Genomic DNA, 24,843 nt, shown 5'->3' on the forward strand with positions numbered 1-24,843 from the left:
GGGTGGTGACGTGTGCTGGGCTCATGCAGCGACACCACACCGACGGCGCCGGCGCCCGCTCGGACCGGCGGCGCCCGGCGGGCCCGGCCCCGTCCGAGGAGGCCCAGCGATGACGTCCACCCCCGCCCGCCCCGCGGCGCGCCCCTTGGCCCGGGTTGCCGAGCCGGCCGTCGACGTGAGCGGGTACTTCGCCCTCGACCGCGGTCTGATCGACCGCACGATCTTCGGTGACCAGGCGCTCTACCGGCAGGAGTTGCGCCGTGTGTTCGCGCCGAGCTGGCTGTTCCTCGCGCACGAGAGCCAGTTCACCAAGCCGGGCGACTTCTTCACCACGTACATGGGGGAGGACCCGGTCATCGTCGCCATGGGCCGGGACCGCAGGATCCGGGCGTTCCTCAACGCCTGCCGGCACCGAGGGATGCGGATCTGCCGGGCCGACGCGGGCGCGACGAAGGCGTTCACCTGCAGCTACCACGGCTGGTCGTACGACATGGCGGGCAAGCTGGTCAACGTCCCCAACGCTGAGGACTACCCGGCGGAGTTCGACCGCGAGCAGTGGGGACTCACCGAGGTCGCGCAGCTCGACACGTACAAGGGGCTCGTCTTCGGGACCTGGAACCCCGAGGCGCCGCCGCTGGCCGAGGCGCTCGGGGGCATGACCTGGTACATGGACGCGATGCTCGACCGCGATCCCGAGGGCACCGAGGTCGTCGGCGGCGTCCACAAGTGGGTCCTGGAGGGCAACTGGAAGCTGGCGGCGGAGCAGTTCGCCTCCGACTGGTACCACGTCAACATCTCGCACGCGTCGGCGCTGATGGTCATGTCGCCGTCCGGCAAGGGACCGAAGACGGAGATCGTGCAGACGCCGGGACGGCAGTACACCGATCCGCTCGGTCACGGCGCCGGCTTCCCCACCCACGCCAAGAGCCGCTTCGACGACCGGGTCGTGCACGGCTACTACGACTACGAGGCGCTGCGGGAACGGCTCGGCGACGCACGGGTGGAAGGGCCGATGACCACCGGTCACGCCACCGTCTTCCCCAACTTCTCCTACCTGCCGGTCAACGGCTCCATCCGGGTCTGGCACCCCAAGGGACCGGACCGGATGGAGGTGTGGGCCTGGACGATCGTCGACCGGTCCATGCCGGCCGAGGTGAAGGAGGCCCAACGGCTGTACAACCTGCGGACGTTCGGGCCGACCGGCATCTTCGAGCAGGACGACGGCGAGAACTGGAGCGAGTGCCAGGCCACCGCCCACGGCTTCATGGCCGGCTCCATGACCCTCAACTACCAGATGGGGATCGGGCTCCAGGCCGAGGACGGCGTCCATCCCGGCACCACCGGCCGTCTCTACAGCGACGGCGCCGCCCGCGGCTTCTACGCCCGCTGGCGCGATCTGATGAACACGCCCGCCTGGCACGAGCACCAGAAGGACACCTGATGAGCATCACCCACACCGGTATCCGCGTGGCGGCCGTCGGCGACATCGAGGACGGCGAGGCCCTGAAGGTGCCCGCCGAGATCACCGGCCACGGCGACGCCATCGCCGTCTTCCACGACGGCGGCGTCTACTACGCCCTCGACGACACCTGCTCCCACGGTCAGGCGTCCCTCGCCGACGGCTGGATCGAGGACGGCGAGGTCGAATGCCCGCTCCACAGCGCCCGCTTCTGTCTGAGTTCGGGTCGGCCGTTGTGCATGCCCGCCACCGTCACCGTCCGTGCCCATCGCGTCGAGGTGCGGGACGGCTGGATCTGGGTGCACCCGGCGCTCGACTCCGCTGAGGAGGCCGGCGGATGAGCTCGCCGCGCCGCGTCGCCGTCGTCGGCGCCGGCCTGGCCGCCGTCTCCACCTGCGACGCGCTGCGTGCCCAGGGGTACGACGGTGAACTGGTGCTGTACTGCGACGAGCGGGGACTGCCGTACGACCGGCCACCACTCAGCAAGGACGTGCTGCTGGGCAAGTCCGGACGCGACGACATCCTGCTGCGCCCCGAGCAGTGGTACGAGGGACAGCGCGTCGGCCTGCGGGACGGCACCCCGGTCCGGGCGATCCGCCCCCGGGAGAGCGGCATCGAACTGGCCGACGGCTCGGTGGTGGGCGCCGACCGCGTCGTGCTGGCCACCGGCGGCACCCCGCGGACGCTGCCCGTGCCCGGGGGCGACGACCCGGCCGTGCGGGTGCTGCGCACCTGGGAGGACGCCGAGCGGCTGCGGGAACGGCTGCTGCCCGATGCGCGGGTGACGGTCGTCGGCGCCGGGCTGATCGGCGCCGAGACGGCCGCGGTGGCGGTGGCCCTCGGCTGCCGCGTCACCCTGGTCGACCCGGTGCCGGTGCCGCTGGCCGCGGTGGTCGGCGAGGGCGTCGCCCGGGCCCTGCACAGCAGGCATACCGCCGAGGGCATCGAGGTGATCACCTCGGGTGTCGAGCGCGTCGAACGCCCCGCCGCCGGCGAAGTCCTCGTCCACCTCGCGGGCGGCAGCAGGGTCGTCGCCGCCGACACCGTGGTGGTGGGCATCGGCATCCGTCCCGCCACCGGGCTGGCCGAGGCCGCCGGACTGCGCGTGGACAACGGCGTCGTCGTCCACGCCGGGCAGCGCACCTCACACCCGAACGTCTTCGCCGTCGGAGACGTGGCCCGCCTCGACGGCCACCGCGTCCGGCACGAGCACTGGGAGGCCGCGCAGCAGGGCGGCGAGGCCGCCGCCTCCGGCATCCTGGGCCGGCCGCTTCAGCAGGCCGGCGCACCGTGGTTCTGGTCGGACCGCCACGGCTCACGTCTGGAGGCGGTCGGCACCATGGCGGACGCCGAGCGGACCGCGGTGCGCGGTGCCCCGGACAGCGGCGCCTTCACCGTCTTCGGCCTGCGTGGCGACCGGCTGGTCGCGGCGGCGGCCATCGACCGCGCACGTGACATCAAGGCCGCCCGGCGGCTCGTCGACCGGGGTGTGGCGGTCGACCCCGCCCGCCTCGCCGACGAGGGCGTCGACCTGCGCACGCTGCTGAAGCGGTGACGCGCCGCCGTGCCCCCCACGGGCACGCTCCCGCCCGAACCACCCTCTCCGCGCTGGAATCACAGCATTGGGCGCGGCCCGCAGGAGGACTCAACCGATGAGCATTCACCCCCCGGAGCCGACGGTCATGGACACCTCGTCCCTGTCCTTCGACGAGGACATCCGGCTCCACTTCGAGGTGCAGCGGCTGTACGCCACCGAGGCGCGGCTCCTCGACCAGCACCGCTACGCCGACTGGCTGGAGCTGTTCGCCGACGACCTGCACTACTGGGCGCCGGTGCGCACCAACCGGCTGCGCCGGCAGCAGGCGCTGGCCGACGGGGCACCCGGCGAGGTGGCGATCTTCGACGAGACGAAGGCGAGCCTGGCCTGGCGGATCCGCCGCTTCGACTCCGGTATGGCCTGGGCCGAGGACCCGCCCTCCCGCACTCGGCACCTGATCACCAACGTCCTGGTCCGGGCGGCCGACGAGCCGGGTGAGTACGTCGCCGAGTCGTCCTTCCTCTGCTACCGCAACCGCCTGGAACGCGAGGTCGACCTCTACGCCGGCGGGCGCACCGACGTCCTGCGCCGCGATCCGGACGACGGGCGGCTGCTGATCGCCCGCCGCACGATCCTGCTCGACCAGAACGTCCTGCTCGCCAAGAACATCAGCACCTTCCTGTGAACCGGAGTCCGCTCGTGACCACTGAAGAGACGACCGACGTGAAGCTCGTCGAGCACACGGTGCAGACCACGCTCGGTCCCATCGCCGTCAGCGAAGCCGGTGAGGGACCGGTGCTGGTGATGTTGCACGGCGGCGGCCCCGGCGCCAGCGCGGTCGCCAACTACCACCAGAACCTGCCCGCCCTCACCCGCCACTTCAGGGTGGTGCTGCCCGACCAGCCCGGCTTCGGCGGCAGTTACCGCCCCTCCGAGGACGACCTCGACGCCCGCAGCATCACCGACATCACCGTCGACGCGCTGCTGCAGACCCTCGACGCGCTCGGTGTGGACCGCTTCCATCTGCTCGGCAACAGCCTCGGCGGAGCGGCCGCCATCGCCACCGCGCTCGCCGTCCCCGAGCGTGTGGAGAAGCTGGTGCTGATGGCGCCGGGCGGCGGCTGGCTGCCGTTCGGGCCCACCCCGACCGAGGGCCAGAAGGCGATGTTCCGCTACTACAACGGCGAGGGCCCGACCCTGAAGAAGATGCGGGACTTCATCGGGGTGATGACCGCCGAGCCCAAGCGCTGGACGGACACCGCACAGGCCCGCTACGAGGCGTCCCTCGACGAGTCCCACATCGCCTTCTACCACCGCTACAACGCCGCCTTCGCCAAGCGGCACGGCATGGACCCGCTCTGGCAGCGCGTCCACAAGGTCAAGGCGCCGACCCTCTTGCTCTGGGGCCGTGACGACCGCACGATCACCCTGGACGGCGCGCAGCTCATGCTCAAGCAGATCCGCGATGTCCAGCTGCATGTCTTCGGCGGCTGCGGCCACTGGGTGCAGCTGGAGCGCCAGGCCGAGTTCGAGCGCCTGGTCACCGACTTCCTCAAGGAGCACTGACCCATGGGCTGGCTGGAGGGCGAGGTCGCCCTCATAACAGGCGGCGGCTCCGGCATCGGCCGCGCCGTCGCGCTCCGCTATCTCGCCGAGGGCGCCGACGTCGCCATCGTCGGCCGCAGCGCCGAGCAGCTTCAGGACGTGGTGCGTGCCGCGGGCGAACTCGGGGGCCGGGTGCTGACCGTGCCGGGAGACGTACGCTCCCCGGACGACCTGCACCGCGCGGTCGAAGCCACCGTCGGACGGTTCGGCAAGCTGGACATCCTCGTCCCCAACGCCGGCATCTGGGACTACCACCGCAGCCTCACCCGGCTGACCGGCAAGGAGTTCTCCGAGGCCTTCGACGAGATATTCGCCATCAACGTCAAGGGCTACCTCCTGGCGGTGGAGGCCGCCTGGCGCGAGCTGGTCGCCACCCGCGGCAGCATCGTGATGACTCTGTCCAACGCCTCCTTCCACACCGACGGCGGCGGTGTCCTCTACACCGCCAGCAAGCACGCCTGTCTCGGCCTGCTCCGCCAGTTCGCCTACGAACTGGCCCCCAGCGTCCGGGTCAACGGCGTCGCCGTCGGCGGCATGCGCACCCAGCTGCGCGGCCCACAGAGCCTGGGGCTGCAGGACCGTACGCTGGCCGCGTCCTTCGCCAGGAACGAGGCCTCCGGAGTCGAACAGCCCCCGCTGATCCCGCTGTACGACTCCAGCGTCGAGCCGGCGGACTTCACGGGCCCCTACGTCCTGCTCGCCTCCCGCGCCGACAGCGGCACCGTCACCGGTGCGGTCATCCCCGCGGACGGCGGAATCGCCGTCCGCGGCTTCCGCTCCCCCGCCGGCGGCGCCGGACTCTGAAATCCGCCCGCTTCCCGTACTAGAGCCATCGAAGGAGCCGACGCCATGGCCGCCGTCGACATCAGCCCCGCCGCCGCACTGCGCCGCAGAGCCCAGTCCCCCACCCGCACCGCCGTCCTGTACGAGGGCCGTGAGATCTCCGCCGGCCGGCTCGCCGCCACGGTGGACGCGTTCGCCGCCGGTCTGGCCGAGAACGGCCTGCGCCGGGGCGACCGGATCGCCTACCTCGGCTTCAACAGCGTGACGTTCTTCGAGACGATGATCGCGGCCGCGCACCTCGGGGCGGTCTTCGTGCCGGTCAACTTCCGGCTCGCCGCGGACGAGGTGCGCCACATCCTGAACGACTGCGGTGCCCACACCCTCGTCGTCGAGGAAGGCCACCGCGAACTCGTCGAGTCGATCGCGGACGAGGTGCCGGCACGCCGGCACCTTCTGGTCGACACCGACCCCGCCTGCCCGGCGACCGCCTCCCCCGCCGCGCTCTGGAACCCTCTGTCGTCGTTGCTGGACCCCGACAGGGCAGCCCGGGAGCCCGTGGCGCTGTACGACGACGACCTCGCCATGCTCATGTACACCTCCGGCACCACGGGCCGGCCCAAGGGCGTCATGCTCACCCACGGCAACATCTGGTGGAACGCGGTCAACGTCGACAGCGTCGTCGACACCCGCGCCGACGACGTCAACCTGGCGATGGCCCCGCTGTTCCACATCGGCGGGCTCAACGCCCTCACCCTGCGCACCCTCCTGCGGGGCGGCACCGTGGTCCTGCGCCGCGGCTTCGACCCGGCCCAGTGCCTCGACGATCTGGTGCGGCAAGGCGTCTCCACCTTCTTCGCGGTGCCCGCCATGTTCGCGGCGCTCGCCCGCGTGCCCGGCTTCGCCGAGGCCGACCTGAGCGCCCTGCGCTCCGCGATCGTCGCCGGAGCTCCCGTACCGCCTCAGCTGATCAGGGACTACGCCGAGCGGGACGTGCTGCTCCAGCAGGCCTGGGGGCTGACCGAGACGGCACCGTTCGCGACCTATCTGCCCGCCGAGCTGACACTGCGGAAAACGGGTTCGGCGGGCGCACCCATGCCGTACACGGAGATCTGCCTCGTCGACCCCGTCACCGGAGTGCGCATCCATGAGGCGGACACGAGCGGCGAGATCTGCGTACGCGGCCCGAACGTAACCGTCGGCTACTGGAACAACCCGGACGCCACCCGCGCGGCCATCGACGACGCTGGCTGGTTCCACAGCGGCGACATAGCGCACCGGGACGAGGACGGGTTCTACTACATCGTCGACCGCCTCCAGGACATGATCATCAGTGGCGGGGAGAACGTGTACCCCGCCGAGGTGGAGCGCGTCCTCGCCGCCTACCCCGGTGTCCGTGAGGCCGCCGTCATAGGGGTGTCGGATGTGAAGTGGGGCGAGACCGTGCTCGCGGTCCTCACCTGTGATGCCGGCACGGTGCCCACCGTGGAAGAGGTCCGCGCGTTCGCCGGCGACCACCTGGCCCGCTACAAGCTGCCCACGCGGGTCGTGGTGGCCGAGCATCTGCCCCGCAACGCCAGCGGCAAGCTCGTCAAGGGCGAGCTGCGGCGCTGGGTCGAGGTACATCAGCCCGCCGAGACCGTGTGAGCCCCCGCATGGCCTCCGCTCTCGACGCCGTGGTGACGCCGGACGGCCTCCGACTCGGGGCGCGGTGGGCCGTGCGCTCCGTCGCCGATCCCCCGTCGGAGCGCCCCCGGCGCCCCTGTCGTACGTACGTCGTGCGCTCCGCCGAGGGCGGCCCGGAGCTGCTCGTGGACCTGCACCCGGTGCCGGACCATCCGGTGCGCGCCTGCTACCCGTTCGGCGCGCACGATCTCGTGGTCGGCCTGGTGCTGCCGGGACCGGATCCGGCCGAGAACGGCCCCGGTCTGGCCGCCCGTCTGCTGCGCGACCTCGTCCCTGTCCTGTTCGCCCTGTCCCCGCGGTGCCGCAGGGTGGTCGCCGCGCCGGACGAGGACGACACAGCCACCCAACTCGCCCTGGAGGCGGGCGGGTTCCGGCGGATCGGGGAGGCCGACCTGCCCGGTGGCACCGTGGTGCTGTTCGCCGTGGAGCCACCCGCAGTCGCCGGTCTGTCCACGGCTCTGGACGACATGCCCCACTGACCGCCCCTCGCCGCCCGCTGACCCGACCCGCCTTCCGGCCGGCCGGGTCAGCGGGCTGTCCGCACCTCCGGGACCGCCGGGACCGTGCGGATCTCGATCGAACGCGCGGGCACCGTTCGCGTCCGCCCACGGCGCGTGCTGCACAGCGGCACACCAGCTATGGATCCGTGCCTGGTCGGGGCGAACGTGAATGCGTGCTAGCTGCAACCGCCATCTCCCAGAGTGCCACCGACCCGCTGTCGGGGCTGTGCCTGCGCGACGTACCGAAGCCCGAGCCCGAGCCCGGCTGGTCCCGCGTCCGCGTCGTGGCCTCGTCACTGAACATGCACGACCTGTGGACGCTGCGAGGCGTGGGTCATCCCCCCGACCGCCTCCCGATCGTCCTCGGCTGCGACGCCGCCGGCTACGACGAGGACGGCAACGAGGTCATCGTCCACCCGGTGATCGGCGACACGGACGCCGGACGCGGCGACGAGACCCTCGACCCGAACCGCGCTCTGCTGTCCGAGCGGCACAACGGCGCCTTCGCGGAGTATCTCGTCGTACCGACCCGCAATCTGGTGCCGAAGCCGGCCTGGCTGTCCTTCGACGAGGCCGCCTGCCTGCCCGTCGCCTGGACCACGGCCTACCGCATGCTGTTCACCCAGGCGCGCATCACCGCGGGCGACCGGGTGCTCGTCCAGGGCGCGGGCGGCGGCGTGGCCTCCGCCGCGATCAAGCTGGCGGTGGCCGCCGGGGCCGTCGTCTACGCCACCAGCCGCAGCGAGACCAAGCGCGCCGAGGCCCTGTCGTGGGGAGCTCGTGCCGTCCTGCCCAGCGGTGAGCGACTGCCTGAGCGAGTCGACGTCGTCATCGAGACCGTCGGGGAGGCGACCTGGTCGCACTCCCTGAAGTCGCTGCGGCCCGGCGGCACGGTCGTCATCGCCGGCGCGACCAGCGGCACCAACCCGCCCGCGGACCTGGGCCGGATCTTCTACCTCCAGCAGCGCGTCATCGGCTCCACCGGCTGCACCCGCGCCGAACTGGTCTCGATGCTGCGGATGCTCGACGCCACCGGCGCCCGTCCGGTGATCGACCGGGCTCTGCCGCTGTCCGACATCCACAAGGGCTTCCAGCTCATGATCGACGGCGGGCTGACCGGAAAGCTCGTCATCCACCCGCCGGCTCTCCGCCAGTAAGGAACGACCGACCATGACCGCAGCAGCCGTGGGGCTGTCCCACTCACCCCTCATCGGCAAGAACGACCCGGATGCCGACGTCCTGGCCCGTGTCGACCGGGCCGTTGCGGGCGCGCGGGAGTTCGTCCGCGCCTTCGACCCGGACCTCGTGGTGCTGTACGCGCCCGACCACTACAACGGGTTCTTCTACAAGGAGATGCCGCCGTTCTGCCTGGCGACCGAGGCCCACGCGGTGGGCGACTTCGGTTCTCAGGCGGGCCCGCTGTCGGTCGACACGGGCGCGGCCAAGGCCCTGGCACAGGGTGTCCTCGACCGGGGCGTCGACCTCACCGTGTCCGCCCGGATGACCGTCGACCACGGGTTCGCGCAGCCTCTGGAGGTGCTCTTCGGCGGCATCGACCGGGTGCCCGTGGTGCCGGTCTTCGTCAACGGGGTGGCCACCCCGCTGTGTCCCGTGACCCGTATCAGGGCCCTGGGGACGGCGGTGGGCGAGGCCGCCGCGGCACTCGACCGGCGAGTGCTGTTCCTCGCCTCGGGCGGTCTCTCGCACGACCCGCCCGTTCCGGTCCTGGAGGGCGCACCGCCGCGGGTCGCCGACGCGCTCATCGAGGGCCGCCCGCCCACCCCCGAGCAGCGCGCGAGGGGCGAACAGCGCGTGGTCGAGGCGGGACGCGAGTACGCCGCCGGGTCGACCGCCATGGTCCCGATCAACCCCGCGTGGGACAACCGCCTCCTCGACCACCTGGAGCGCGGCGAGCTCACCGAGTTCGACTCGTGGACGGTGGAGTGGATGGCCAAGGAGGGCGGCGGCTCGGCGCACGAGGTCCGCGCCTGGATCGCGGCCTTCGCCTCTCTCGCGGCGACCGGCCCGTACGACATGACGTCCCGTTTCTACGAGGCGATCCCCGCGTGGATCGCCGGGTTCGCCGTCGCGACGGCACAGGGGCGGTAACCGACATGACACACGCGCAGGCCGGCACGGACGCCGTGGCACAGGCCGTCGCCCGGCTCACCGCCGCCCTCGACGAGGGCCGTCCCGTCGCACCCGTCCGGGATCTGATCGGCGAGCACGACCTGGCCGCCGCCTACGCCGTGCAGCGGGAGCTGACCCGCCGGCGACTGGACGGCGGGGCGGTCGTGGTGGGCCGGAAGATCGGGCTGACCTCGCCCGCCGTCCAGCGGCAACTGGGCGTCGACCAGCCCGACTTCGGGGTGCTCTTCGCCGACATGGACGTGTCGGCCGAGGCCGAGGTGCCCTCCGAGCGGCTGCTCCAGCCCAAGGCCGAGGCCGAGATCGCCTTCGTGCTCAAAGAGGACCTGACCGACGGGGATCTGGACGCGGCCCGTGTGCGGTCCGCGGTCGACTACGCGGTCGCCGCGCTGGAGATCGTGGACAGCCGCATCGCCTCCTGGGACATCCGCCTCACCGACACGGTCGCGGACAACGCCTCCAGCGGACTGTTCGTCCTCGCGGACCGCCGGCTCGGCCTCGACGAGTTCGAGCCGCACGACACCACCATGCGGCTGTACGCGGATGATGTGCCGGTCTCCGAGGGGAGCGGCGCCGCCTGCCTGGGCGACCCGCTCAACGCCCTTGCCTGGCTGGCTCGTACGGCGCTGGAGTTCGGGGATCCCCTGCGCGCCGGCCAGGTCGTCCTGTCGGGCGCGCTGGGCCCCATGGTCCCGGCCCCGCCCGGCACCCGGATCCGGGCCGAGATCAGCTCGCTGGGCGAGGTCACCGCCGTATTCTCCGAGAAGAGAGACGCATGACGAAGACGAAGGTCGCCATCATCGGGTCGGGCAACATCGGCACCGACCTGATGATCAAGGTAGTGCGCCTGTCGGACACGCTGGAGATGGGTGCCATGGTCGGCATCGACCCCGCCTCCGACGGCCTCGCCCGCGCCGCACGGCTCGGCATCCCCACCACGCACGAGGGCGTCGACGGTCTGATCGCGCTCCCCCAATTCGACGAGATCGGCGTCGTCTTCGACGCGACCTCCGCCAAGGCCCACATCGCGAACGCCGCGAAGCTCGCCCCGTACGGGAAGCGGCTCATCGACCTCACACCCGCGGCGATCGGCCCGTTCGTGGTCCCACCGGTCAACCTGGACGCGCACCTGGACCTGGGGGCCGACAACCTCAACATGGTCACCTGCGGCGGTCAGGCCACGATTCCCATGGTCGCGGCCGTCTCCGCGGTGACCCCCGTCCACTACGCGGAGATCGTGGCCTCCATCGCCTCCAAGTCGGCGGGGCCGGGCACCCGCGCCAACATCGACGAGTTCACCGAGACGACCTCCCAGGCCATCGAGTCCGTCGGCGGCGCCGCCCGCGGCAAGGCGGTCATCATCCTGAACCCGGCGGAGCCGCCGCTGATCATGCGGGACACCGTGTTCTGCCTGACCGGCGACGTCGACCACGACGCCGTACGCGCCTCGGTGGCGGCCATGGCCGAGCGGGTCGCGCAGTACGTGCCCGGCTACCGCCTCAAGCAGGAGGTGCAGTTCACTCCGGTCCCCGCGGGCGAACCCGTGCACACCCTGGTGCCGGACGGGGCGGGCCCGGTCAGTACCAAGGTGTCCGTGTTCCTCGAAGTGGAGGGCGCCGCCCACTATCTGCCCGCGTACGCCGGGAACCTGGACATCATGACGTCGGCCGCTCTGCGGGTCGCCGAGTCGATCGCCGAGCGCACCACGGCCCTCACGGAGGCAACCCGATGACGAGCGAAGCGACGACCAGCGGAACGCCGGCCGCCGAGGACGCGACACCCCTCGTGGACCGGAAGCTGTACATCCAGGACGTCACGCTGCGGGACGGCATGCACGCCATACGGCACCGTATCGACCCTGCCGACGTGGGCCGTATCACGGCCGCGCTCGACGCGGCCGGCGTCGACGCGATCGAGGTCGCCCATGGCGACGGCCTGGCGGGCGGCTCGCTGAACTACGGCCCCGGCAGCCACACCGACTGGGAGTGGATCGAGGCCGCGGCCGACAACATCCGCACCGCGGTCCTCACCACGCTCCTGCTGCCCGGCATCGGCACCATCGCGGAACTGGAGCGTGCGTACGCGCTGGGGGTCCGCTCGGTGCGCGTGGCGACCCACTGCACCGAGGCCGACATCGCCGCCCAGCACATCGCCAAGGCCCGCGAGCTGGGGATGGACGTCTCCGGGTTCCTGATGATGAGCCATATGGCCCCGGCCGGCGAACTGGCCGCGCAGGCACGGCTGATGGAGTCCTACGGCGCCACGTGCGTGTACGTCACGGACTCGGGTGGCCGGCTCACTCTGGACGGGATGCGCGAGCGCGTCCGCGCCTACCGCGACGTACTGGACGCGGCCACCGAGATCGGTGTGCACGCGCACGAGAACCTGTCCCTGTCGGTCGCCAACAGCGTCGTCGCCGTGGAGGAGGGCGTCACCCGAGTGGACGCCTCCCTCGCCGGTCAGGGCGCGGGGGCGGGAAACTGCCCGATCGAGGCGTTCGTCGCCGTGGCGAACCTGCAGGGCTGGAAGCACGGCTGCGATCTGTTCGCCCTGCAGGACGCGGCGGACGACCTGGTCCGGCCGTTGCGCGACCGCCCCGTGACGGTCGACCGCGAGACGCTGACCCTCGGCTACGCGGGGGTGTACTCGTCGTTCCTGCGGCATGCCGAGGTCGCCGCCTCCCGCTACGGCGTCGACGCCCGCACGCTCCTGCTGGAGGTCGGCCGTCGGGGCCTCGTCGGCGGCCAGGAGGACATGATCGTGGACATCGCGCTCGATCTGGCGTCGGCCGGGGGGATGACCGCCCCACACTGACGGCGCGCGCCGGCGGGTGCCACCAGTCGGCCGTCGCTGCGACGGGAGTGCCGGGCAGCCCGATGGAACACCTTGGGCCGGCGTGTCAGCCACGCCGGTTCCTGTCGGCGGCTTTCGCCGGTCACCGGCATGCCATGGCCGGTGGAGTCGTCCGGCCGGGGTGCGCTGGGGTGTGTCTGCCGGGGGGCGTGTCTGCCGGAGTACATGACTGGCGGGGTGTGTGTCTGCCGGACTGCATGACTGCCGGGGTGCACGTCTGCCACGGTGCCTGTCTGCGCGGCATGTCTGCCTCGGTGCGTGTCTGCCGGTGAGCGGCAATCCCGGTGCCGCCGTTCGTCCAGCAGCGGCAACTGCCCGTGTGTCGCCGGGTTCCCTAGCCTGTTCATGGGGCCATGGCGGCCCGTCCCCTTCTGTTGCCGCCACTCCGCGTGCCACACCACCGGCGTTGTGCCAAGGCACGGGTCGGTCTCCCGCCACTAGGTTCCCCGGAAAGGACCCTTCATGGCCGATGCCTCTGTTCTGGCAGCCTCCGGGCAGTCTCTGGAGGACGAGTTCTTCAATCCGCTCTCCGCCGAGATGATCGCCGACCCGTACCCCGCGTACCGCCGGCTCCGTGAGCACGCTCCGGTGTACTGGCACCAGCAGCTGGGGGCCTGGCTGCTGACCCGGTTCACGGACTGCCAGGCGGTGCTGCGTGACTCCGAACGGTTCGCGGCGGACTTCCGCCGGGTCGGGATACCCACCCCCGAGACCCTGCTCAGCCTGCAGACCCTCGACCCGCCGACGCACACGCCGCTGCGCCACCTCGGCCTTGGCGCCCTGCGTTCCCTGGACATCGAGGCGCTCACGGCCGGGCTCCTGGCACGGGCGGAGACCGACCTGTCCGCGCTGGCCGTACGGGGCGAGTTCGACTTCGTCCGGGACTTCGCCGACTCGTTCACGCTGACGGCCATGACCTCGTTGCTCGGGGTTCCCGGGCCCGCGGAGGACGACACGTTCCATCGGCTCAACGCGGATCTCGACCGCAGCATGGACTCCGGTTTCGACCCCGACGCGGAAGCCGCGGGCATCCGGGCGCGCGAACAGTTCAACGCACTGGTGGAGTCGTGGCTCGAGCACCCGCCGAAGCAAGGTGTCATCGCCCATCTGGTCGAGCACGAAGCGGAAGGAGGGGTCTCCCGGGATGTGCTGGTGAACTCGGTCCGGGCCTTCTTCCACGCCGGCTTCGAGGTACCCAGCCGGTTCCTGTCCAACGCGATCGCCGCGCTCCTGGACCACCCCCACGCGTTCACCGCGCTGCGGGAGGGCGCCCCGATGGGACCGGCGATCGAGGAACTGATCCGCTTCAGCGGTCCGGTGCAGGCCCTGAGCCGGGCCTGCACCGAAGACACCTCGATAGGGGGGAAGACCGTACGCCGCGGTGAGATCGTCGTGGCGCTCATCGGCGCGGCGAACCGCGATCCCGGGCAGTTCTCCGACCCGGACGCGATCCGCGTCGACCGGGACCCCAATCCGCACCTGGGCTTCGGCCGTGGGTCGCATTCCTGCCTGGGTTCCGTGATCGGGCGGGCCGAGGCCTCCGCGGTGATGTCGGCGGTGATCCGTCACCTGCCGTCGCTGCGCCGCAGCGGCCACGCGGTGCCTCGCCCCAATGCCACGCTACGCGGCCTTCGCAGCCTTCCGGTGGCGGTGAACTGACCGTTCGCCACGGCATCCATCACGTCCTTCACCATCCGAACGAGGAGAGGCCCACGACATGACGGCAGCCCCGGCGCCTCACGACCCCGAGCGGGCGTGTGCCCAGATCTTCAACTCCGCGATCGCCGCGGCGGCCATCAGTGCCGCCTGGGACGTGGGCGTGTTCGACGAACTACGGGAGGCCGAGCGGTTGGACGCCGCCGACTTCGCCTCCCGGCACGGCCTCGACGCCGACGCCACTCGAGCGGTTCTCACCGCGCTGTCCGCCGCCGATGTGGTGCGCCGCGAGGGCGACCAGGTGACGCCCGGCCCCAACTTCACCGAGGCCGACCGCACCAAGGGGTTCTTCTACTGGCTCACCGGCGGATACGGCGAGCTTTTCGGGCAGCTGCCCCGCCTGCTCCGTGCGGAGAACCGCTCAGGAGACTTCTACCGGCGCGACGGGGCCGCCATCGGCGTCGCCTGCCGGCAGAACAACAAGGTCTTCTTCGATCCGGCGTTCAAACCGGTGATCGCGTCGCTGGAGTTCTCCGCGATCGCGGACCTCGGATGTGGGAGCGGTGAGCGCCTGATCGACATCACCCGGGAACGGCCCGGTGTCCGCGGCGTCGGCATCGACGTCTCGGCGGACGTCCTGCGACTCGCCCAGAACGAGGTGGACAAGGCCGGAGTGGCGGACAGGATCACCCTGGCCAGGTCGGACGTGACCGCGTTGGAGGAGCGACCCGAGTTCGCCGAGGTCGATCTGGTCACCTCGTTCATGATGGCCCATGACTTCTGGCCCAGGGACGCGTGTGTCGCCTCGTTCCGGCGTATCCGCGAGGTCTTCCCCAACGTCCGGCACTTCCTGCTCGCGGACACCGCGCGTACGACGGCGTTCTCCGACCAGGACATGCCGATCTTCAGCCTCGGATTCGAGACGGCCCATGCGGTGATGGGCGTCTACCTGCCCACTCTGGACGAATGGGACTCCGTTTTCGAGGAGTCGGGCTGGCACTGCCTCGACCGGCACCTCATCGAGACACCGGCGAACAGCTTCATGTTCCATCTGGTTCCGCGCCGGTGACGAGGCCGGACGGGGTACGCGGCCCCGTCCGACCACCGGTCTCCCGGTGGACATGCGTGAAGATGCGGGCGAATTCCTCCATCTCCTGCCGCTGTCCCACTGTCAGTCGGAACATGCCCTCGACCAACGGGCCGTGCAACGGCTGGACCAGCACCCGGGACTCCCGGAGCAGCCGGACGGTGCCCGCGCCGTCCTCGGGCCGCACCAGCAGGAAGTTGGCGGTTCCGGGGACGACCGGGACGCCGAGGTCGCGGAAGAACTCCAGAACGATCGGCTTCACTTCCGACATGATGTCCTCGGTATGGCCGTCGACTTCGTCCACGGCGGCCAACTGAGCCTCACCGGCGACGATCGCCAGCTCATTGACGTCGAACGGGTTGCGCAGCTTGCGGATCTGCTCGAGAACCGCAGGGTCGGCGAGGGCGTACCCGAGCCGGAGGCCCGCCATCGCGAAGGCCTTGGAGAAGGTCCGGAAAACGATCAGGTTGCGATACCGCTTCACCCAGGGCGCCACGGTCACCCCAGTGAATTCGTAATAAGCCTCGTCGACGATCACCGGAGTGTCCGGATGCTCGGCGAGAATCTCCCGAATGAACTCCGGGTCCACCAGCGTTCCGGTCGGGTTGTTCGGGTTGATGAACACGATCAGTGCGGGTCTCCGCTGGGCGGCTGCTCGGAATCCTACGTAAGGAAAGGTGAAGTCCGGCTCGTACGGAACTCCCTCGACCTGCGCGCCCAGCAACCCCGCGACCCGTCGAAAGGGAATGAACTCCGGCGTCGCCACCAGCATTCTGCTGCCCGGCTGCAAGAACGTACGAAGTGTGATGTCGATGGCCTGGTCGGAGCCGTTCGTCACCAACACGGACTCGGCCCTCACCCCGCAGTGCTCGGCTATTCCCGCGGTAAGACGCTCGTCCGACGGGTACCAGCGGAAACCCGCTCCCGAGAGATGTGCGGAAAGAGCAGCGGCGACCGTCCTGGAGACCGGCCGAGTACTTTCATTGCGGTCCAGCCTCAAACAGCTGGACCGGTCGACCCCGGGCGGGTCGACCATCGACCAGGACGCCGAATCCCGCACATGCCGGTTGACTCCGAGGGCGCTCACGATGTGACCTCCAAACATCACTCACCATGTCGGCCGCGTTCCCACCCATTCAATCAGGCAGTCAACCGGCGAAAATGGAGCCGCCCCACGAACAGTCGATCCTTGTAGCTTAAACCACCTGTTCCTGCAGTCTTATTTCTAGAGCGCCTTGGTAGCTTCTTTCGTACAGAACATGTACTCCGAGGAGCACACTGTGAGCCACCTTCAGCAGGAATCCATGACATCGGTGGTCCAACCGCTGGCCGGCCGCCTGAGGAACCCACCACCGGTGCTTGACCCGCCCCTTGCCTCAGAGGACGTTCTGAAGCGACTGGTCGTGCACTACGCCACCGTCGTGTCGAAGGCGGCGACCAGGCGTGAGGTGCCGTCCCGGCACGAGCTGGAAACCTGCCGTTCCTTGGCGATGAAGGCCGCCGACCATGAGATACCCCTGCAAACGATCTTCATCCAGTGCAGTGCGGAAACATATCGCCTCTGGGAAGGACTCCCCGAACTCGAACGGAAGCTCGACGTCCGTGCCCTGTCGTCCAGGAAAGCGGGCGGCGCACCGCACCGTGATGTGATGAAAGCTGCCTCCGAGGTCGCGCTCTCGTCGATTCTGTCCGGGCACGCGGCAGCCGCCCGGAGGGCCACGGACCAGGACCTCCGGCGAGGCGATCGGTTCCTCGACGACCTGCTCGCCTGCCGGGCCACCTTCCCCGACCTGCTGGAACACGGCGAAAGCCTGGGCCTTCAACTCGGCGCCTGCCACGCCGTGGTCGCCCTCTCCCCTGACAAGCCGTTACGTGCGGCGTGGCCCGACCTCCCCTCGCTGGAGCACTCACTGCGCACGCGGTTCACCACCGGCGGCGTCCTCGCGGGACGGTACGCGGACAACCTCGTGGCACTGGTGGCGGTGGCCTCGGCGGAGCCGGCGACCAGCGCGAAGGCCCTTCGCGACGCGGTCACCGAGGCGCTGAAGGCACGACCGTCGCGGCAGACGTCCTGGCGGATCGGGATCGGCCGCCCGAGGCCCGGCGTACACGGCATCCGGGTCTCCTACGAAGAGGCGCGCGAAGCACTCGAGATCGCGCGGCGCACCGATGTCGAATGCCTCGGCCCCGACGACTCCGAACTGCTCCTTCGCCGGGTACTCGGCCGTGATCGGGCGGCGATGGCGGAGCTCATCCGTGCCGTACTCCTCCCGCTCACCAGTGCGCACCACGGCCCGGGGCCGTTGCTGGACACCTTGGAGGCCTACTTCGCCGCGGGGTGTATGACGACCCAGGCTGCACGGGCACTTCACCTCAGCGTGCGCGCCGTGACCTACCGGCTGGTCCGGGTCAAGGACCTCACGAACCATGACGTCAACGTGCCGGAGGAGAGGTTCGCCCTGGAGACGGCGCTGCGGGGAGCACGGATGCTTGAGTGGCCGCGTCGGCCACTGCCCGACATGTGAGAACGGACGTGATCCGCGCGGCGTTCCGGCATGACGAGGTCGAAACGAAGTCGGCCCGTGCCCGGGCCGACCTCCACCTCTGTCGCGCCTCGATCAGTGAAGGTAACGCATGATCACACCTCCGTTCTTGTCGCCCTCGGAGCTCAAAATATATGTGCGGGGCCGATCACGGTCAGGGCCTGCGACCGGAACGAACGGGGGTGTTCCTTTGCCGGACTCCGGAACTCTGCATGGTTCCGGTCCTCCGGCTCGATGCTTCCGCCCCGAGCACATGGGAAAGCTGTGTGCGCGAACTGATCCCCAGCAGGAAGAAAATGTTCCGTAGGTGGTAGCTGACGGTGTGCAGTGAAATGCCCATACGACTGGCAACCTGCTGGTTCGTCAGCCCCTGCCGCACCAGGGAGGCGATCGCCCGCTGCCGCTCGTTCAGTAACTCCCATACGGGAGGGACTGCTTCGACCTTGCTTTCTTCCATTCCGCGGGCGCTGCGGGAAACAGCGGGCATCGCTTCTCTCAGCACTTGCCGCAGTAGGCTGATACGGAACGACCAGGTCCCGTTGTCATCCAGAACGAGAATGCCCTTGTCAGCCGCCTCTTCGAAGAGGGGAAGGGCACGGACCACTGTTGTTCCGAGGAGATCGGAAACCTCATCGACGGTGAAGAAGGGGTGACAGGTGGCGGCCGAATAGATCAGCGAGCGGGTGGCGAGATCCGCTCTTCTCACCCACTCCTCGCACACCCTCCTGACGCGCGCGGGAATCCTGGCCGCCACCAGGACCGCCTGCCCGTCCTCCTTCACCGCGATCAGACCTTCCTCCCGCAGTCCGCTGATCAGCTCGACAAGAAGCAGCGGATTTCCGCACGCGCCTGCGGCCATCGCCCGTAGCTCGGAACTCGGCCGGGCCTCGAGGAGGTCGGCCATGAGTTCCGCCACAGCGTCCTCGTCCAGGGGATCCAGCTCCATCCGCACCAGTCCCAAACCGGGCGGAAGAGAACAGGTACGGGCCGGTCTGACCGCTAGTTCGGTGTCGCGGGCCAGAATCCAGAGCACCGGATACCGGCGAGGAAGAAACGGTGCCCAGAAGGAGAGCAGCCGCGCTTCGTCGCCATGTTTTACGTCATCCTGCGGGATGAGGACGGGAAGTCGGCTTTCGGCGTCGTCCCCGTCCCGGTCCCTCGCATCCGGATCAGCCTGCCGACAGCACACCGGTCCCGCCGACTCCCCGTGCGGAACAAGCTGCGGCGCGGGAACGCGGGAGCAGAACTGGCTGCCCCCGAGGCTGAAGCCCCACTCCGTCGCCACCCGCACGAATTCGGTCAGGAGCCTGCTCCGGCCGACCCCCGGCGGTCCCTCGATCAACACCACCGCGCTCCGGCCGGACGCGACTCCGGCCACCAGCTGCCTGAAGTGCGCCAACTCCCTGTCACGGCCCCTCAAGGACGGGTCTCGCTGCGGCATATGGAATTCCCTTCGCTTTGAGGGCCACCGCAAGCAGCGGAGTGCCGGCAGAGCCGATGGGCGCCCTCGAAGACCGCGGTCGGATCTCCTGACCGTCCGAGGCCAGGACACCCGCGTTCTCGGCCAGCACCAGGAAAATGGACGGAAAGCCCACGCGCAGCCCTCCGTGCCGTGAAACGGCACGGAGGGTGGACCATGACACTCGGCTCCGGCTGCGGGGTGTGGCCTGCTTCAACGGTGGTGGGGGTCCTGTAGATCTGGTCGAGGCCGAGGGGCGCAGGATGCGCAGGGTGTGGGCGGGAACGGCGGCGAGCGCGATGTCTGCCTCGGCGGCGTGGGCGTGGCTGCGGGCGGCGATCAGAGCGGTGATGCCGCTGGAGTCGCAGAAGGTCAGGCCGGCGAGATCCAGGACGAGGCGCCGGCCGGGCCGGAGCGTGAGGGTCAGGAGCAGTTCCCTTAACCGGGTGGCGTTGGAGTAGTCGAGTTCGCCGGTGATCTCCAGGACGGGACCGGCGGTTGTCTCTCTGGAGGTGATGTTCAGTGGGCTCATGGTGTGCGGTTCGTTGTCGAGGCGTGAGCGGGGACGCCGAGGGCGAGGAGGGCGGTGTCGTCGTTGACGCCGTCGCCGAAGCCGGCGAGCAGGTGGGTCAAGGCCTGGATGACGGCGTGCGGGGCCGCGCCTGAGTGAGCGGTGGCGTAGGCGAGCAGGGCATCGTCGCCGTACAGACTGTCCCGGTCCTCGCCGGTGCGTGCTTCGGTGAGGCCGTCGGTGTACAGCAGAAGGGTGTCGCCGGGGCCCAGGACGGTGTCGGCCGTCGTGAGACGGGCGTCGGGCAGGGCGCCGACGAGGAGCCCGCCGGGGGTGGGCAGAGTGAGAGATGAGCAGAGCCCCATACAGGCCGCGGCAAGGCCAAGGTGATGGTCCTGGCCTCGAGAACGTTCAGTCCCGGTCGGCTTCACCGGCGGCCGACTCTTCGCGTCCGCGGGAGCTTCGGCGGGTGACTCCCCTGGGCGTGAGCGTGATGGCCGCCCAGCTACCAGGCCACGCGCCCGACCCGGAACGCTGAACGCACATGCATCAGGGCCGTCCCTGAACAGCCGGACCTGCCCGCCGCTGTTCAGTTCGGCAGATTCGCCGCATAGATCCAGTCGAAACCGTCGTATCCGATTCCGTCGAGGTGCTGCGCCCGGGTCAGGCCGGCGCGGATCGCGACGCGCTGGGAAGCGGTGTTGGCCGGCCGGACCCTGGCGATCAGCGCCAGATCGGGCACGTGGCGGGTGGCCCAGGCCGCGACGTCGGTGGCGGCTTCGCCAGCAAATCCCTGACCCCATGCCGAGGTCGCGAAGCGGTAGAAGAGGTTGAGAACCTGCATGCCACGCAGTTCCATGGGCTTGATCCCGCAGAAGCCCAGTTGCTGCTCGCCATCGCGGCGCCGGACAACCCAGTATCCGTATCCGCACCGCTCCCACTGGTCGTTCCAGCGCCGGTAGAGCGCCTCCGCCTCCTCGAACCGGGTGAGCGCGTCGGAGGGATTGTGCACGCAGGTCCCGGGGTCACGGTGAATCTCAAAGATCGCGTCGATATCACGTTCGGTCGGACGCCGCAGCGACAGCCGAGCGGTCTGCAACTCCTCGGCCGCAGGACTCCAGTCATTCATACGGAGATCGTAGAACCGATCTTCGTTCGAACACGGCCCTGAACGGGTGGTGGCTGCCGGACGCGGATGCCGACCGGCCCCTTGAGCATCCGGATGTGCGGCACTTACCAGAGCCGACCGCTACGCAACGGCGGGGGGCACCGCCGAGGGTCGTCCTCCGCCCCCCGGAACGTCTCCCTGAGGCGGGCGAGGTGCTCAGAGTGTCGTCGGCCCGGTCGATCACGACCATCAGCCGCGGCACCTCGTGACCACCGGCGAGGGCCGAGGCGCGAAGCCCTGGAACGTCCGTAGCGGCAGCAGCGGAAGGAGAGTACGCGTCACAGCACGAGGGTGTGCCAGCCGGTGGCGATCTCCTCGGCGACGGCGGGCGGTTCGTCGTTCGTGAGCAGCTTGAGGAGTTCGGTGCCGTTGGCGGGACGGTCGGCTACGTCCAGGGTGAGTGCTCGGCGGGTGGCGTCGGCGAGGGTGGGGTCAAGTCGGTGGAGTGCGTCGAGAGCGGTGGTGTCCGGGCCGGTGTCGACGATGCGGCGGATGATGGCTCCGGTGCCGGCCGCGGTGAAGGGGCTGGAGCCGTGGGCCGCGCAGACGATGCAGCAGGCCCATGCCCAGACGTCGGCGGCGGGGCCGATATCCGTGTCGCCGAACTGCTCGGGTGCCATGTAGGTGAGAGTGCCGATGCCCATGCCGGTGCGGGTGATGCGGGTGGAGTCCATGAGGGTGGCGATGCCGAAGTCGAGCAGGCGTGGTCCGGCGTTGGTGAGCATGACGTTGGCGGGTTTGAGGTCGCGGTGGACCAGCCCGAGGCGGTGGATGTCGGCGAGTGCGGTCGCCATGGCCAGCGCGAGTGAGCGCAGGGCTTCGGCGGAGCGGAAGGGTCCCCGCTTGTTCAGGTGGGCGTTCAGGGTCTGGCCGTCGAGGAGTTCCATGGCCAGGTACGGGCGGCCGTCCGCCACACCGGTGTCGAGAACCTGGGCGGTGTAGGCGCTGGGGACCATGGCGAGCACTTCGGTCTCACGTTCGAAGCGGCGCAGCAGTTCGGGATCGTCCACGAGACTCGGGTTGATGGTCTTGAGCGCGACCTGCGTGGCGGAGCCCTGGCGCCGGGCGAGGTAGACGGTTCCCATGCCGCCGGAGCCGATGCGGCCGAGGAGTTGGTAGGTGCCGAGAGTACGGGCCTCGTTGGGCCGCAGTGGCTGGTGCGCCGGGACACCGGAGCCGTCGACGTCGTGGTCGTGGTCGATCTGGGTCGGCACGTAGGGCACGGCGACAGGCGCGGGTGTGGCGGCGACCGGAACAGACGGTTTGGCGACGAGGGCGGGCGCGATCGCGCCGGGAGCGGGCGGCGCGGTCGCGGAGACGGGCGGCGTGCCGGCGGGGACCCGCGGGTTGCCGACGTGGACGGGCGGTGTGGAGTGAGGCACGGACGAGGTCGGTGCGGCCCAATCGGCCGTCCCGGGCGCGGCTGCGGAGGAGACGGCCGTGGAGGGGGCGGCCTCGACCGCGGTGGTGACGTCGGCGGGACGGAAGCTGAGGAGCAGGGCGACCAGGTTGAAGACCAGCAGCGCCACCGCCGTCGCGACCGACGACAGGAACGCTGCGAACACCCCGACCACGAGGACGTGCCAGACCTGGGTGCGGAGGCGTCGGTCGTTCCAGACCGCCGATGGCATACCGATGGTGTACAGGTTGCGTTGAGTGAAGTACCACGCCGCGAGGCAGGCCACCCACACCGGGAGGGTGTAGGCGAGGTCGGCCGTCCCCTCCCATGCGTATCGCTCGCGCCCTGCAAGGAACGGCGAGTCCCCCATGACGAAGACGCTGCCCGCTTCGTAGGACGGCAGGCCCCATTCCTCCAGCCTGTACGGATCCACTGTGAGCAGAAGCAGGACGGCCGCCCGGAGCGCGAGGTCCGAGTACAGCGCGAAGCTGTGTTTTACCGCGCCCCCCTCGGAAACGGGAAGAGCCCAGCTGCGGATGCTCGACTGTGCGCGGCGTAGCTGCGACCAGGTCACCAGGCGAAGCAGCAGCACCGCCGCCGCGAGCCGCAGCGTGTCACTACTCGTCAGGACTTCACGGACCTGCGAATAAGCATCAGCCGCCAGATGCACCGAATCGGTCATATCCCCCGCCTCCACGCTCACTGCCCGAAGCGGCGCCCCCGCCCCCTGGGGCGCACTATAACGCCACCGCGTAGTCACGGGGACACCCTTGGTGACGAAGCTGCTGGCCGTGCGGTTAGCAGTGAGCCCACCGACCGCCGACCGGTGATCGTCGTCGGTACCAGCCCTTTCATCGCGCCGGTTGCCGATCTTCACGGCGCCTGGGACGGTGTCGTGGTCCAGGGCGGCCAGGTCAGTCCGACGCGTGTACGTGTGCCTCCCGGCCGTTGTTTCTGGCGAGCGTCTCGGGGCGTAGCACGCGCTGGAGTTCGTCGGCGGTGAGGAGGTCTTGGGCCAGGACCACGTCGGCCACCGGCAGGCTTCTGTCCAGGGCCTCCTGTGCGGCGGCGCTGGCCCTCGCGTAGCCGATGACGGGGGTGAGGGCGGTGACGATCCCGATGGTGTTGTGCACGACCGCGCGCAGGTGCTCGCGGTTGGCGGTGATGCCGTTCACGCAGCGGTCGGCCAGTGTCAGGCATCCGGCCTCCAGCTGACCGATGCTTTCGAACAGGCAGTGGGCGATGACCGGTTCGAAGGCGTTGAGCTGGAGCTGACCCGCTTCGGCGGCCATGGTGATGGTGATGTCGTTGCCGATGGCCTTGAAGGCGATCTGGTTGACGACCTCGGGGATCACCGGGTTGACCTTGCCGGGCATGATGCTGGAGCCGGCCTGTACCGCGGGGAGGTTGATCTCGCCGAGGCCGGCGCGGGGCCCCGAGGACAGCAGACGCAGGTCGTTGCAGGTCTTGGAGAGCTTGACGGCGATCCGCTTGAGCACCCCGGAGAGCTGGACGAACGCTCCCGCGTCCTGGGTCGCCTCCACGAGGTCGGCGGCGGTGGACAGGGGCTCGCCGGTGATGGCGCTGAGGTGGGCGCAGGCCAGTGCCGCGTAGCGGGGGTGGGAGTTGAGGCCGGTCCCGATGGCCGTACCTCCGAGGTTGATCTCCCGGATGAGGGCGCTCGCTTCGGTCAGCCGCTGTTCGTCCTCGGCCAGCATCACCGCGTACGCGCCGAACTCCTGGCCGAGCGTCATGGGTACCGCGTCCTGCAGTTGGGTGCGGCCGGTCTTGACGACGTCGGCGAACTCGTCGGCCTTCGCCCGGAAGGCCTGCCGCAGGGTGGCCATGGCCTGTTGGAGACGGTGCGTGCTTGCCTGGAGGGCCACCTTGACCGCCGTTGGGTATGCGTCGTTGGTGCTCTGCCCGGCGTTCACGTCGTCGAGGGGGTGCAGGTGGTGGTAGTCGCCGCGGTGGTGACCGAGGAGTTCGAGTGCCCGGTTGGCTATGACCTCGTTCGCGTTCATGTTGGTGGACGTGCCCGCGCCGCCCTGCATGACGTCCACGACGAACTGGTCGTGGAGCTTGCCGGAGCGGATCTCCTCGCAGGCGGTGACGATGGCCTCGGCCTTGTCCGCCTGCAGGAGTCCCAGATCGCGGTTGGCCAGCGCCGCGGCCTGCTTGACGGCCGCCAGCCCGTTGACCAGGTCTCGGTGGGCGGAGATACGGGTGCCGGTGATGGGGAAGTTGTGCACCGCTCGGAGGGTGTGGATGCCGAAGTAGGCGTACCGGGGCACCGGAAGGTCGCCGAGGAGGTCGTGCTCGTAGCGGAACTCGTCGTCCATGAGGGGTTCTACTCCTGATCTGGGCGCTGTCACCGTGAGTTTGCGGCCGACTGTGGGTCACGCCGGATTCGGGCCATGCCTGCGGCGTGGTGGCTGAGTCGGGGGCGCGT

At 70.0% G+C, this 24,843-nt stretch carries 21 protein-coding genes and 2 pseudogenes; 16 read left to right on the forward strand and 7 right to left on the reverse strand.

Annotated elements, in window-relative coordinates:
- The first annotated feature begins 109 nt into the window (after nucleotides 1-109).
- The 15 genes from AOK23_RS16975 to AOK23_RS17045 all read left to right on the forward strand — a co-directional run bounded on the left by AOK23_RS16975 (nucleotide 110) and on the right by AOK23_RS17045 (nucleotide 15,293).
- Nucleotides 110-1,441 carry an aromatic ring-hydroxylating dioxygenase subunit alpha gene (locus AOK23_RS16975; protein ID WP_055713550.1) on the forward strand — a complete coding sequence of 444 codons (1,332 nt, stop codon included), beginning with the start codon at nucleotides 110-112 and terminating at the stop codon, nucleotides 1,439-1,441.
- A complete protein-coding gene (locus tag AOK23_RS16980; protein ID WP_055713551.1) occupies nucleotides 1,441-1,800 on the forward strand; it encodes a bifunctional 3-phenylpropionate/cinnamic acid dioxygenase ferredoxin subunit in 360 nt (119 codons plus the stop codon). Before AOK23_RS16975 ends, AOK23_RS16980 begins: the two co-directional genes overlap by 1 nt.
- Nucleotides 1,797-3,014, forward strand: a complete 1,218-nt coding sequence (locus AOK23_RS16985; RefSeq protein WP_055713552.1) for an NAD(P)/FAD-dependent oxidoreductase — start codon at nucleotides 1,797-1,799, stop codon at nucleotides 3,012-3,014. Before AOK23_RS16980 ends, AOK23_RS16985 begins: the two co-directional genes overlap by 4 nt.
- Nucleotides 3,015-3,111: 97 nt before the next feature.
- Nucleotides 3,112-3,681, forward strand: coding sequence for a 3-phenylpropionate/cinnamic acid dioxygenase subunit beta (locus AOK23_RS16990; protein ID WP_107102801.1), 570 nt, complete (start codon nucleotides 3,112-3,114; stop codon nucleotides 3,679-3,681).
- 14 nt (nucleotides 3,682-3,695) lie between these two features.
- Nucleotides 3,696-4,562, forward strand: coding sequence for an alpha/beta fold hydrolase (locus AOK23_RS16995; protein ID WP_055713553.1), 867 nt, complete (start codon nucleotides 3,696-3,698; stop codon nucleotides 4,560-4,562).
- Nucleotides 4,563-4,565: 3 nt separating this feature from the next.
- Complete coding sequence (locus tag AOK23_RS17000) at nucleotides 4,566-5,405, forward strand: SDR family NAD(P)-dependent oxidoreductase (RefSeq protein ID WP_055713554.1); 840 nt, start codon at nucleotides 4,566-4,568, stop codon at nucleotides 5,403-5,405.
- Nucleotides 5,406-5,450: 45 nt separating this feature from the next.
- Nucleotides 5,451-7,028, forward strand: coding sequence for an acyl-CoA synthetase (locus tag AOK23_RS17005; protein WP_055713555.1), 1,578 nt, complete (start codon nucleotides 5,451-5,453; stop codon nucleotides 7,026-7,028).
- 8 nt (nucleotides 7,029-7,036) lie between these two features.
- Nucleotides 7,037-7,546 (forward strand): GNAT family N-acetyltransferase, encoded by a 510-nt coding sequence (locus tag AOK23_RS17010; protein ID WP_055713556.1) that lies wholly within the window; start codon nucleotides 7,037-7,039, stop codon nucleotides 7,544-7,546.
- A 194-nt stretch (nucleotides 7,547-7,740) separates the two neighbouring features.
- A complete protein-coding gene (locus tag AOK23_RS17015) occupies nucleotides 7,741-8,724 on the forward strand; it encodes a zinc-binding dehydrogenase (RefSeq protein WP_055713557.1) in 984 nt (327 codons plus the stop codon).
- A 13-nt stretch (nucleotides 8,725-8,737) separates the two neighbouring features.
- Nucleotides 8,738-9,676: a 3-carboxyethylcatechol 2,3-dioxygenase gene (locus AOK23_RS17020; RefSeq protein ID WP_055713558.1), complete on the forward strand. Its 939-nt coding sequence runs from the start codon at nucleotides 8,738-8,740 to the stop codon at nucleotides 9,674-9,676.
- 5 nt (nucleotides 9,677-9,681) lie between these two features.
- On the forward strand, nucleotides 9,682-10,494 hold the full coding sequence (locus AOK23_RS17025) for a 2-keto-4-pentenoate hydratase (protein WP_079049525.1): 813 nt from the start codon (nucleotides 9,682-9,684) through the stop codon (nucleotides 10,492-10,494).
- Complete coding sequence (locus tag AOK23_RS17030; RefSeq protein ID WP_055713559.1) at nucleotides 10,491-11,447, forward strand: acetaldehyde dehydrogenase (acetylating); 957 nt, start codon at nucleotides 10,491-10,493, stop codon at nucleotides 11,445-11,447. The genes AOK23_RS17025 and AOK23_RS17030 overlap by 4 nt, the downstream gene beginning before the upstream one ends.
- A complete protein-coding gene (gene dmpG, locus AOK23_RS17035; protein ID WP_420823716.1) occupies nucleotides 11,444-12,529 on the forward strand; it encodes a 4-hydroxy-2-oxovalerate aldolase in 1,086 nt (361 codons plus the stop codon). Before AOK23_RS17030 ends, dmpG begins: the two co-directional genes overlap by 4 nt.
- A 501-nt stretch (nucleotides 12,530-13,030) precedes the next feature.
- A complete protein-coding gene (locus AOK23_RS17040) occupies nucleotides 13,031-14,227 on the forward strand; it encodes a cytochrome P450 (RefSeq protein ID WP_055713560.1) in 1,197 nt (398 codons plus the stop codon).
- A 58-nt stretch (nucleotides 14,228-14,285) separates the two neighbouring features.
- Nucleotides 14,286-15,293, forward strand: coding sequence for a class I SAM-dependent methyltransferase (locus AOK23_RS17045; protein ID WP_055713561.1), 1,008 nt, complete (start codon nucleotides 14,286-14,288; stop codon nucleotides 15,291-15,293).
- Here AOK23_RS17045 and AOK23_RS17050 read toward each other — a convergent pair.
- Nucleotides 15,265-16,416, reverse strand: coding sequence for an aminotransferase class I/II-fold pyridoxal phosphate-dependent enzyme (locus AOK23_RS17050; protein ID WP_079049526.1), 1,152 nt, complete (start codon nucleotides 16,414-16,416; stop codon nucleotides 15,265-15,267). The genes AOK23_RS17045 and AOK23_RS17050 overlap by 29 nt on opposite strands.
- 250 nt (nucleotides 16,417-16,666) lie before the next feature.
- Here AOK23_RS17050 and AOK23_RS17055 point away from each other — a divergent pair, with 250 nt between their 5' ends.
- Nucleotides 16,667-17,836 (forward strand): PucR family transcriptional regulator, encoded by a 1,170-nt coding sequence (locus AOK23_RS17055; RefSeq protein WP_169800305.1) that lies wholly within the window; start codon nucleotides 16,667-16,669, stop codon nucleotides 17,834-17,836.
- A 172-nt stretch (nucleotides 17,837-18,008) separates the two neighbouring features.
- Here the strand turns inward: AOK23_RS17055 and AOK23_RS17060 are convergent, their stop codons facing one another.
- From AOK23_RS17060 to AOK23_RS17085, 6 genes and pseudogenes are all read right to left on the reverse strand, one after another.
- Complete coding sequence (locus tag AOK23_RS17060; protein ID WP_055713564.1) at nucleotides 18,009-19,295, reverse strand: helix-turn-helix transcriptional regulator; 1,287 nt, start codon at nucleotides 19,293-19,295, stop codon at nucleotides 18,009-18,011.
- A gap of 218 nt (nucleotides 19,296-19,513) precedes the next feature.
- Nucleotides 19,514-19,845, reverse strand: a pseudogene (locus AOK23_RS49835) (STAS domain-containing protein); the annotation flags it as partial.
- Nucleotides 19,842-20,165 (reverse strand): annotated as a pseudogene (locus AOK23_RS17070) (PP2C family protein-serine/threonine phosphatase); the annotation flags it as partial. The pseudogenes AOK23_RS49835 and AOK23_RS17070, both read right to left, overlap by 4 nt.
- 248 nt (nucleotides 20,166-20,413) lie before the next feature.
- Nucleotides 20,414-20,953 (reverse strand): GNAT family N-acetyltransferase, encoded by a 540-nt coding sequence (locus AOK23_RS17075; RefSeq protein WP_055713566.1) that lies wholly within the window; start codon nucleotides 20,951-20,953, stop codon nucleotides 20,414-20,416.
- Nucleotides 20,954-21,270: 317 nt separating this feature from the next.
- Complete coding sequence (locus AOK23_RS17080; RefSeq protein WP_107102802.1) at nucleotides 21,271-23,073, reverse strand: serine/threonine-protein kinase; 1,803 nt, start codon at nucleotides 23,071-23,073, stop codon at nucleotides 21,271-21,273.
- Nucleotides 23,074-23,305: 232 nt separating this feature from the next.
- Entirely contained in the window at nucleotides 23,306-24,733 is a 1,428-nt protein-coding gene (locus AOK23_RS17085; protein WP_079049528.1) for an aspartate ammonia-lyase, read from the reverse strand.
- Nucleotides 24,734-24,843: the final 110 nt, after the last annotated feature.

Origin of the sequence: Streptomyces torulosus, from assembly GCF_001419765.1 — a bacterium.
Lineage (GTDB): Bacteria > Actinomycetota > Actinomycetes > Streptomycetales > Streptomycetaceae > Streptomyces > Streptomyces torulosus.

Excerpts from the sequence above, each read along its gene's own strand:
- AOK23_RS16975 (WP_055713550.1), top strand. The coding sequence starts at position 110 with ATGACGTCCACCCCCGCCCGCCCCGCGGCGCGCCCCTTGGCCCGGGTT.
- AOK23_RS16980 (WP_055713551.1), top strand. The coding sequence starts at position 1,441 with ATGAGCATCACCCACACCGGTATCCGCGTGGCGGCCGTCGGCGACATC.
- AOK23_RS16985 (WP_055713552.1), top strand. The coding sequence starts at position 1,797 with ATGAGCTCGCCGCGCCGCGTCGCCGTCGTCGGCGCCGGCCTGGCCGCC.
- AOK23_RS16990 (WP_107102801.1), top strand. The coding sequence starts at position 3,112 with ATGAGCATTCACCCCCCGGAGCCGACGGTCATGGACACCTCGTCCCTG.
- AOK23_RS17000 (WP_055713554.1), top strand. The coding sequence starts at position 4,566 with ATGGGCTGGCTGGAGGGCGAGGTCGCCCTCATAACAGGCGGCGGCTCC.
- AOK23_RS17005 (WP_055713555.1), top strand. The coding sequence starts at position 5,451 with ATGGCCGCCGTCGACATCAGCCCCGCCGCCGCACTGCGCCGCAGAGCC.
- AOK23_RS17010 (WP_055713556.1), top strand. The coding sequence starts at position 7,037 with ATGGCCTCCGCTCTCGACGCCGTGGTGACGCCGGACGGCCTCCGACTC.
- AOK23_RS17020 (WP_055713558.1), top strand. The coding sequence starts at position 8,738 with ATGACCGCAGCAGCCGTGGGGCTGTCCCACTCACCCCTCATCGGCAAG.
- AOK23_RS17025 (WP_079049525.1), top strand. The coding sequence starts at position 9,682 with ATGACACACGCGCAGGCCGGCACGGACGCCGTGGCACAGGCCGTCGCC.
- AOK23_RS17030 (WP_055713559.1), top strand. The coding sequence starts at position 10,491 with ATGACGAAGACGAAGGTCGCCATCATCGGGTCGGGCAACATCGGCACC.
- dmpG (WP_420823716.1), top strand. The coding sequence starts at position 11,444 with ATGACGAGCGAAGCGACGACCAGCGGAACGCCGGCCGCCGAGGACGCG.
- AOK23_RS17040 (WP_055713560.1), top strand. The coding sequence starts at position 13,031 with ATGGCCGATGCCTCTGTTCTGGCAGCCTCCGGGCAGTCTCTGGAGGAC.
- AOK23_RS17045 (WP_055713561.1), top strand. The coding sequence starts at position 14,286 with ATGACGGCAGCCCCGGCGCCTCACGACCCCGAGCGGGCGTGTGCCCAG.
- AOK23_RS17050 (WP_079049526.1), bottom strand. The coding sequence starts at position 16,416 with ATGTTTGGAGGTCACATCGTGAGCGCCCTCGGAGTCAACCGGCATGTG.
- AOK23_RS17060 (WP_055713564.1), bottom strand. The coding sequence starts at position 19,295 with ATGCCGCAGCGAGACCCGTCCTTGAGGGGCCGTGACAGGGAGTTGGCG.
- AOK23_RS17075 (WP_055713566.1), bottom strand. The coding sequence starts at position 20,953 with ATGAATGACTGGAGTCCTGCGGCCGAGGAGTTGCAGACCGCTCGGCTG.
- AOK23_RS17080 (WP_107102802.1), bottom strand. The coding sequence starts at position 23,073 with ATGACCGATTCGGTGCATCTGGCGGCTGATGCTTATTCGCAGGTCCGT.
- AOK23_RS17085 (WP_079049528.1), bottom strand. The coding sequence starts at position 24,733 with ATGGACGACGAGTTCCGCTACGAGCACGACCTCCTCGGCGACCTTCCG.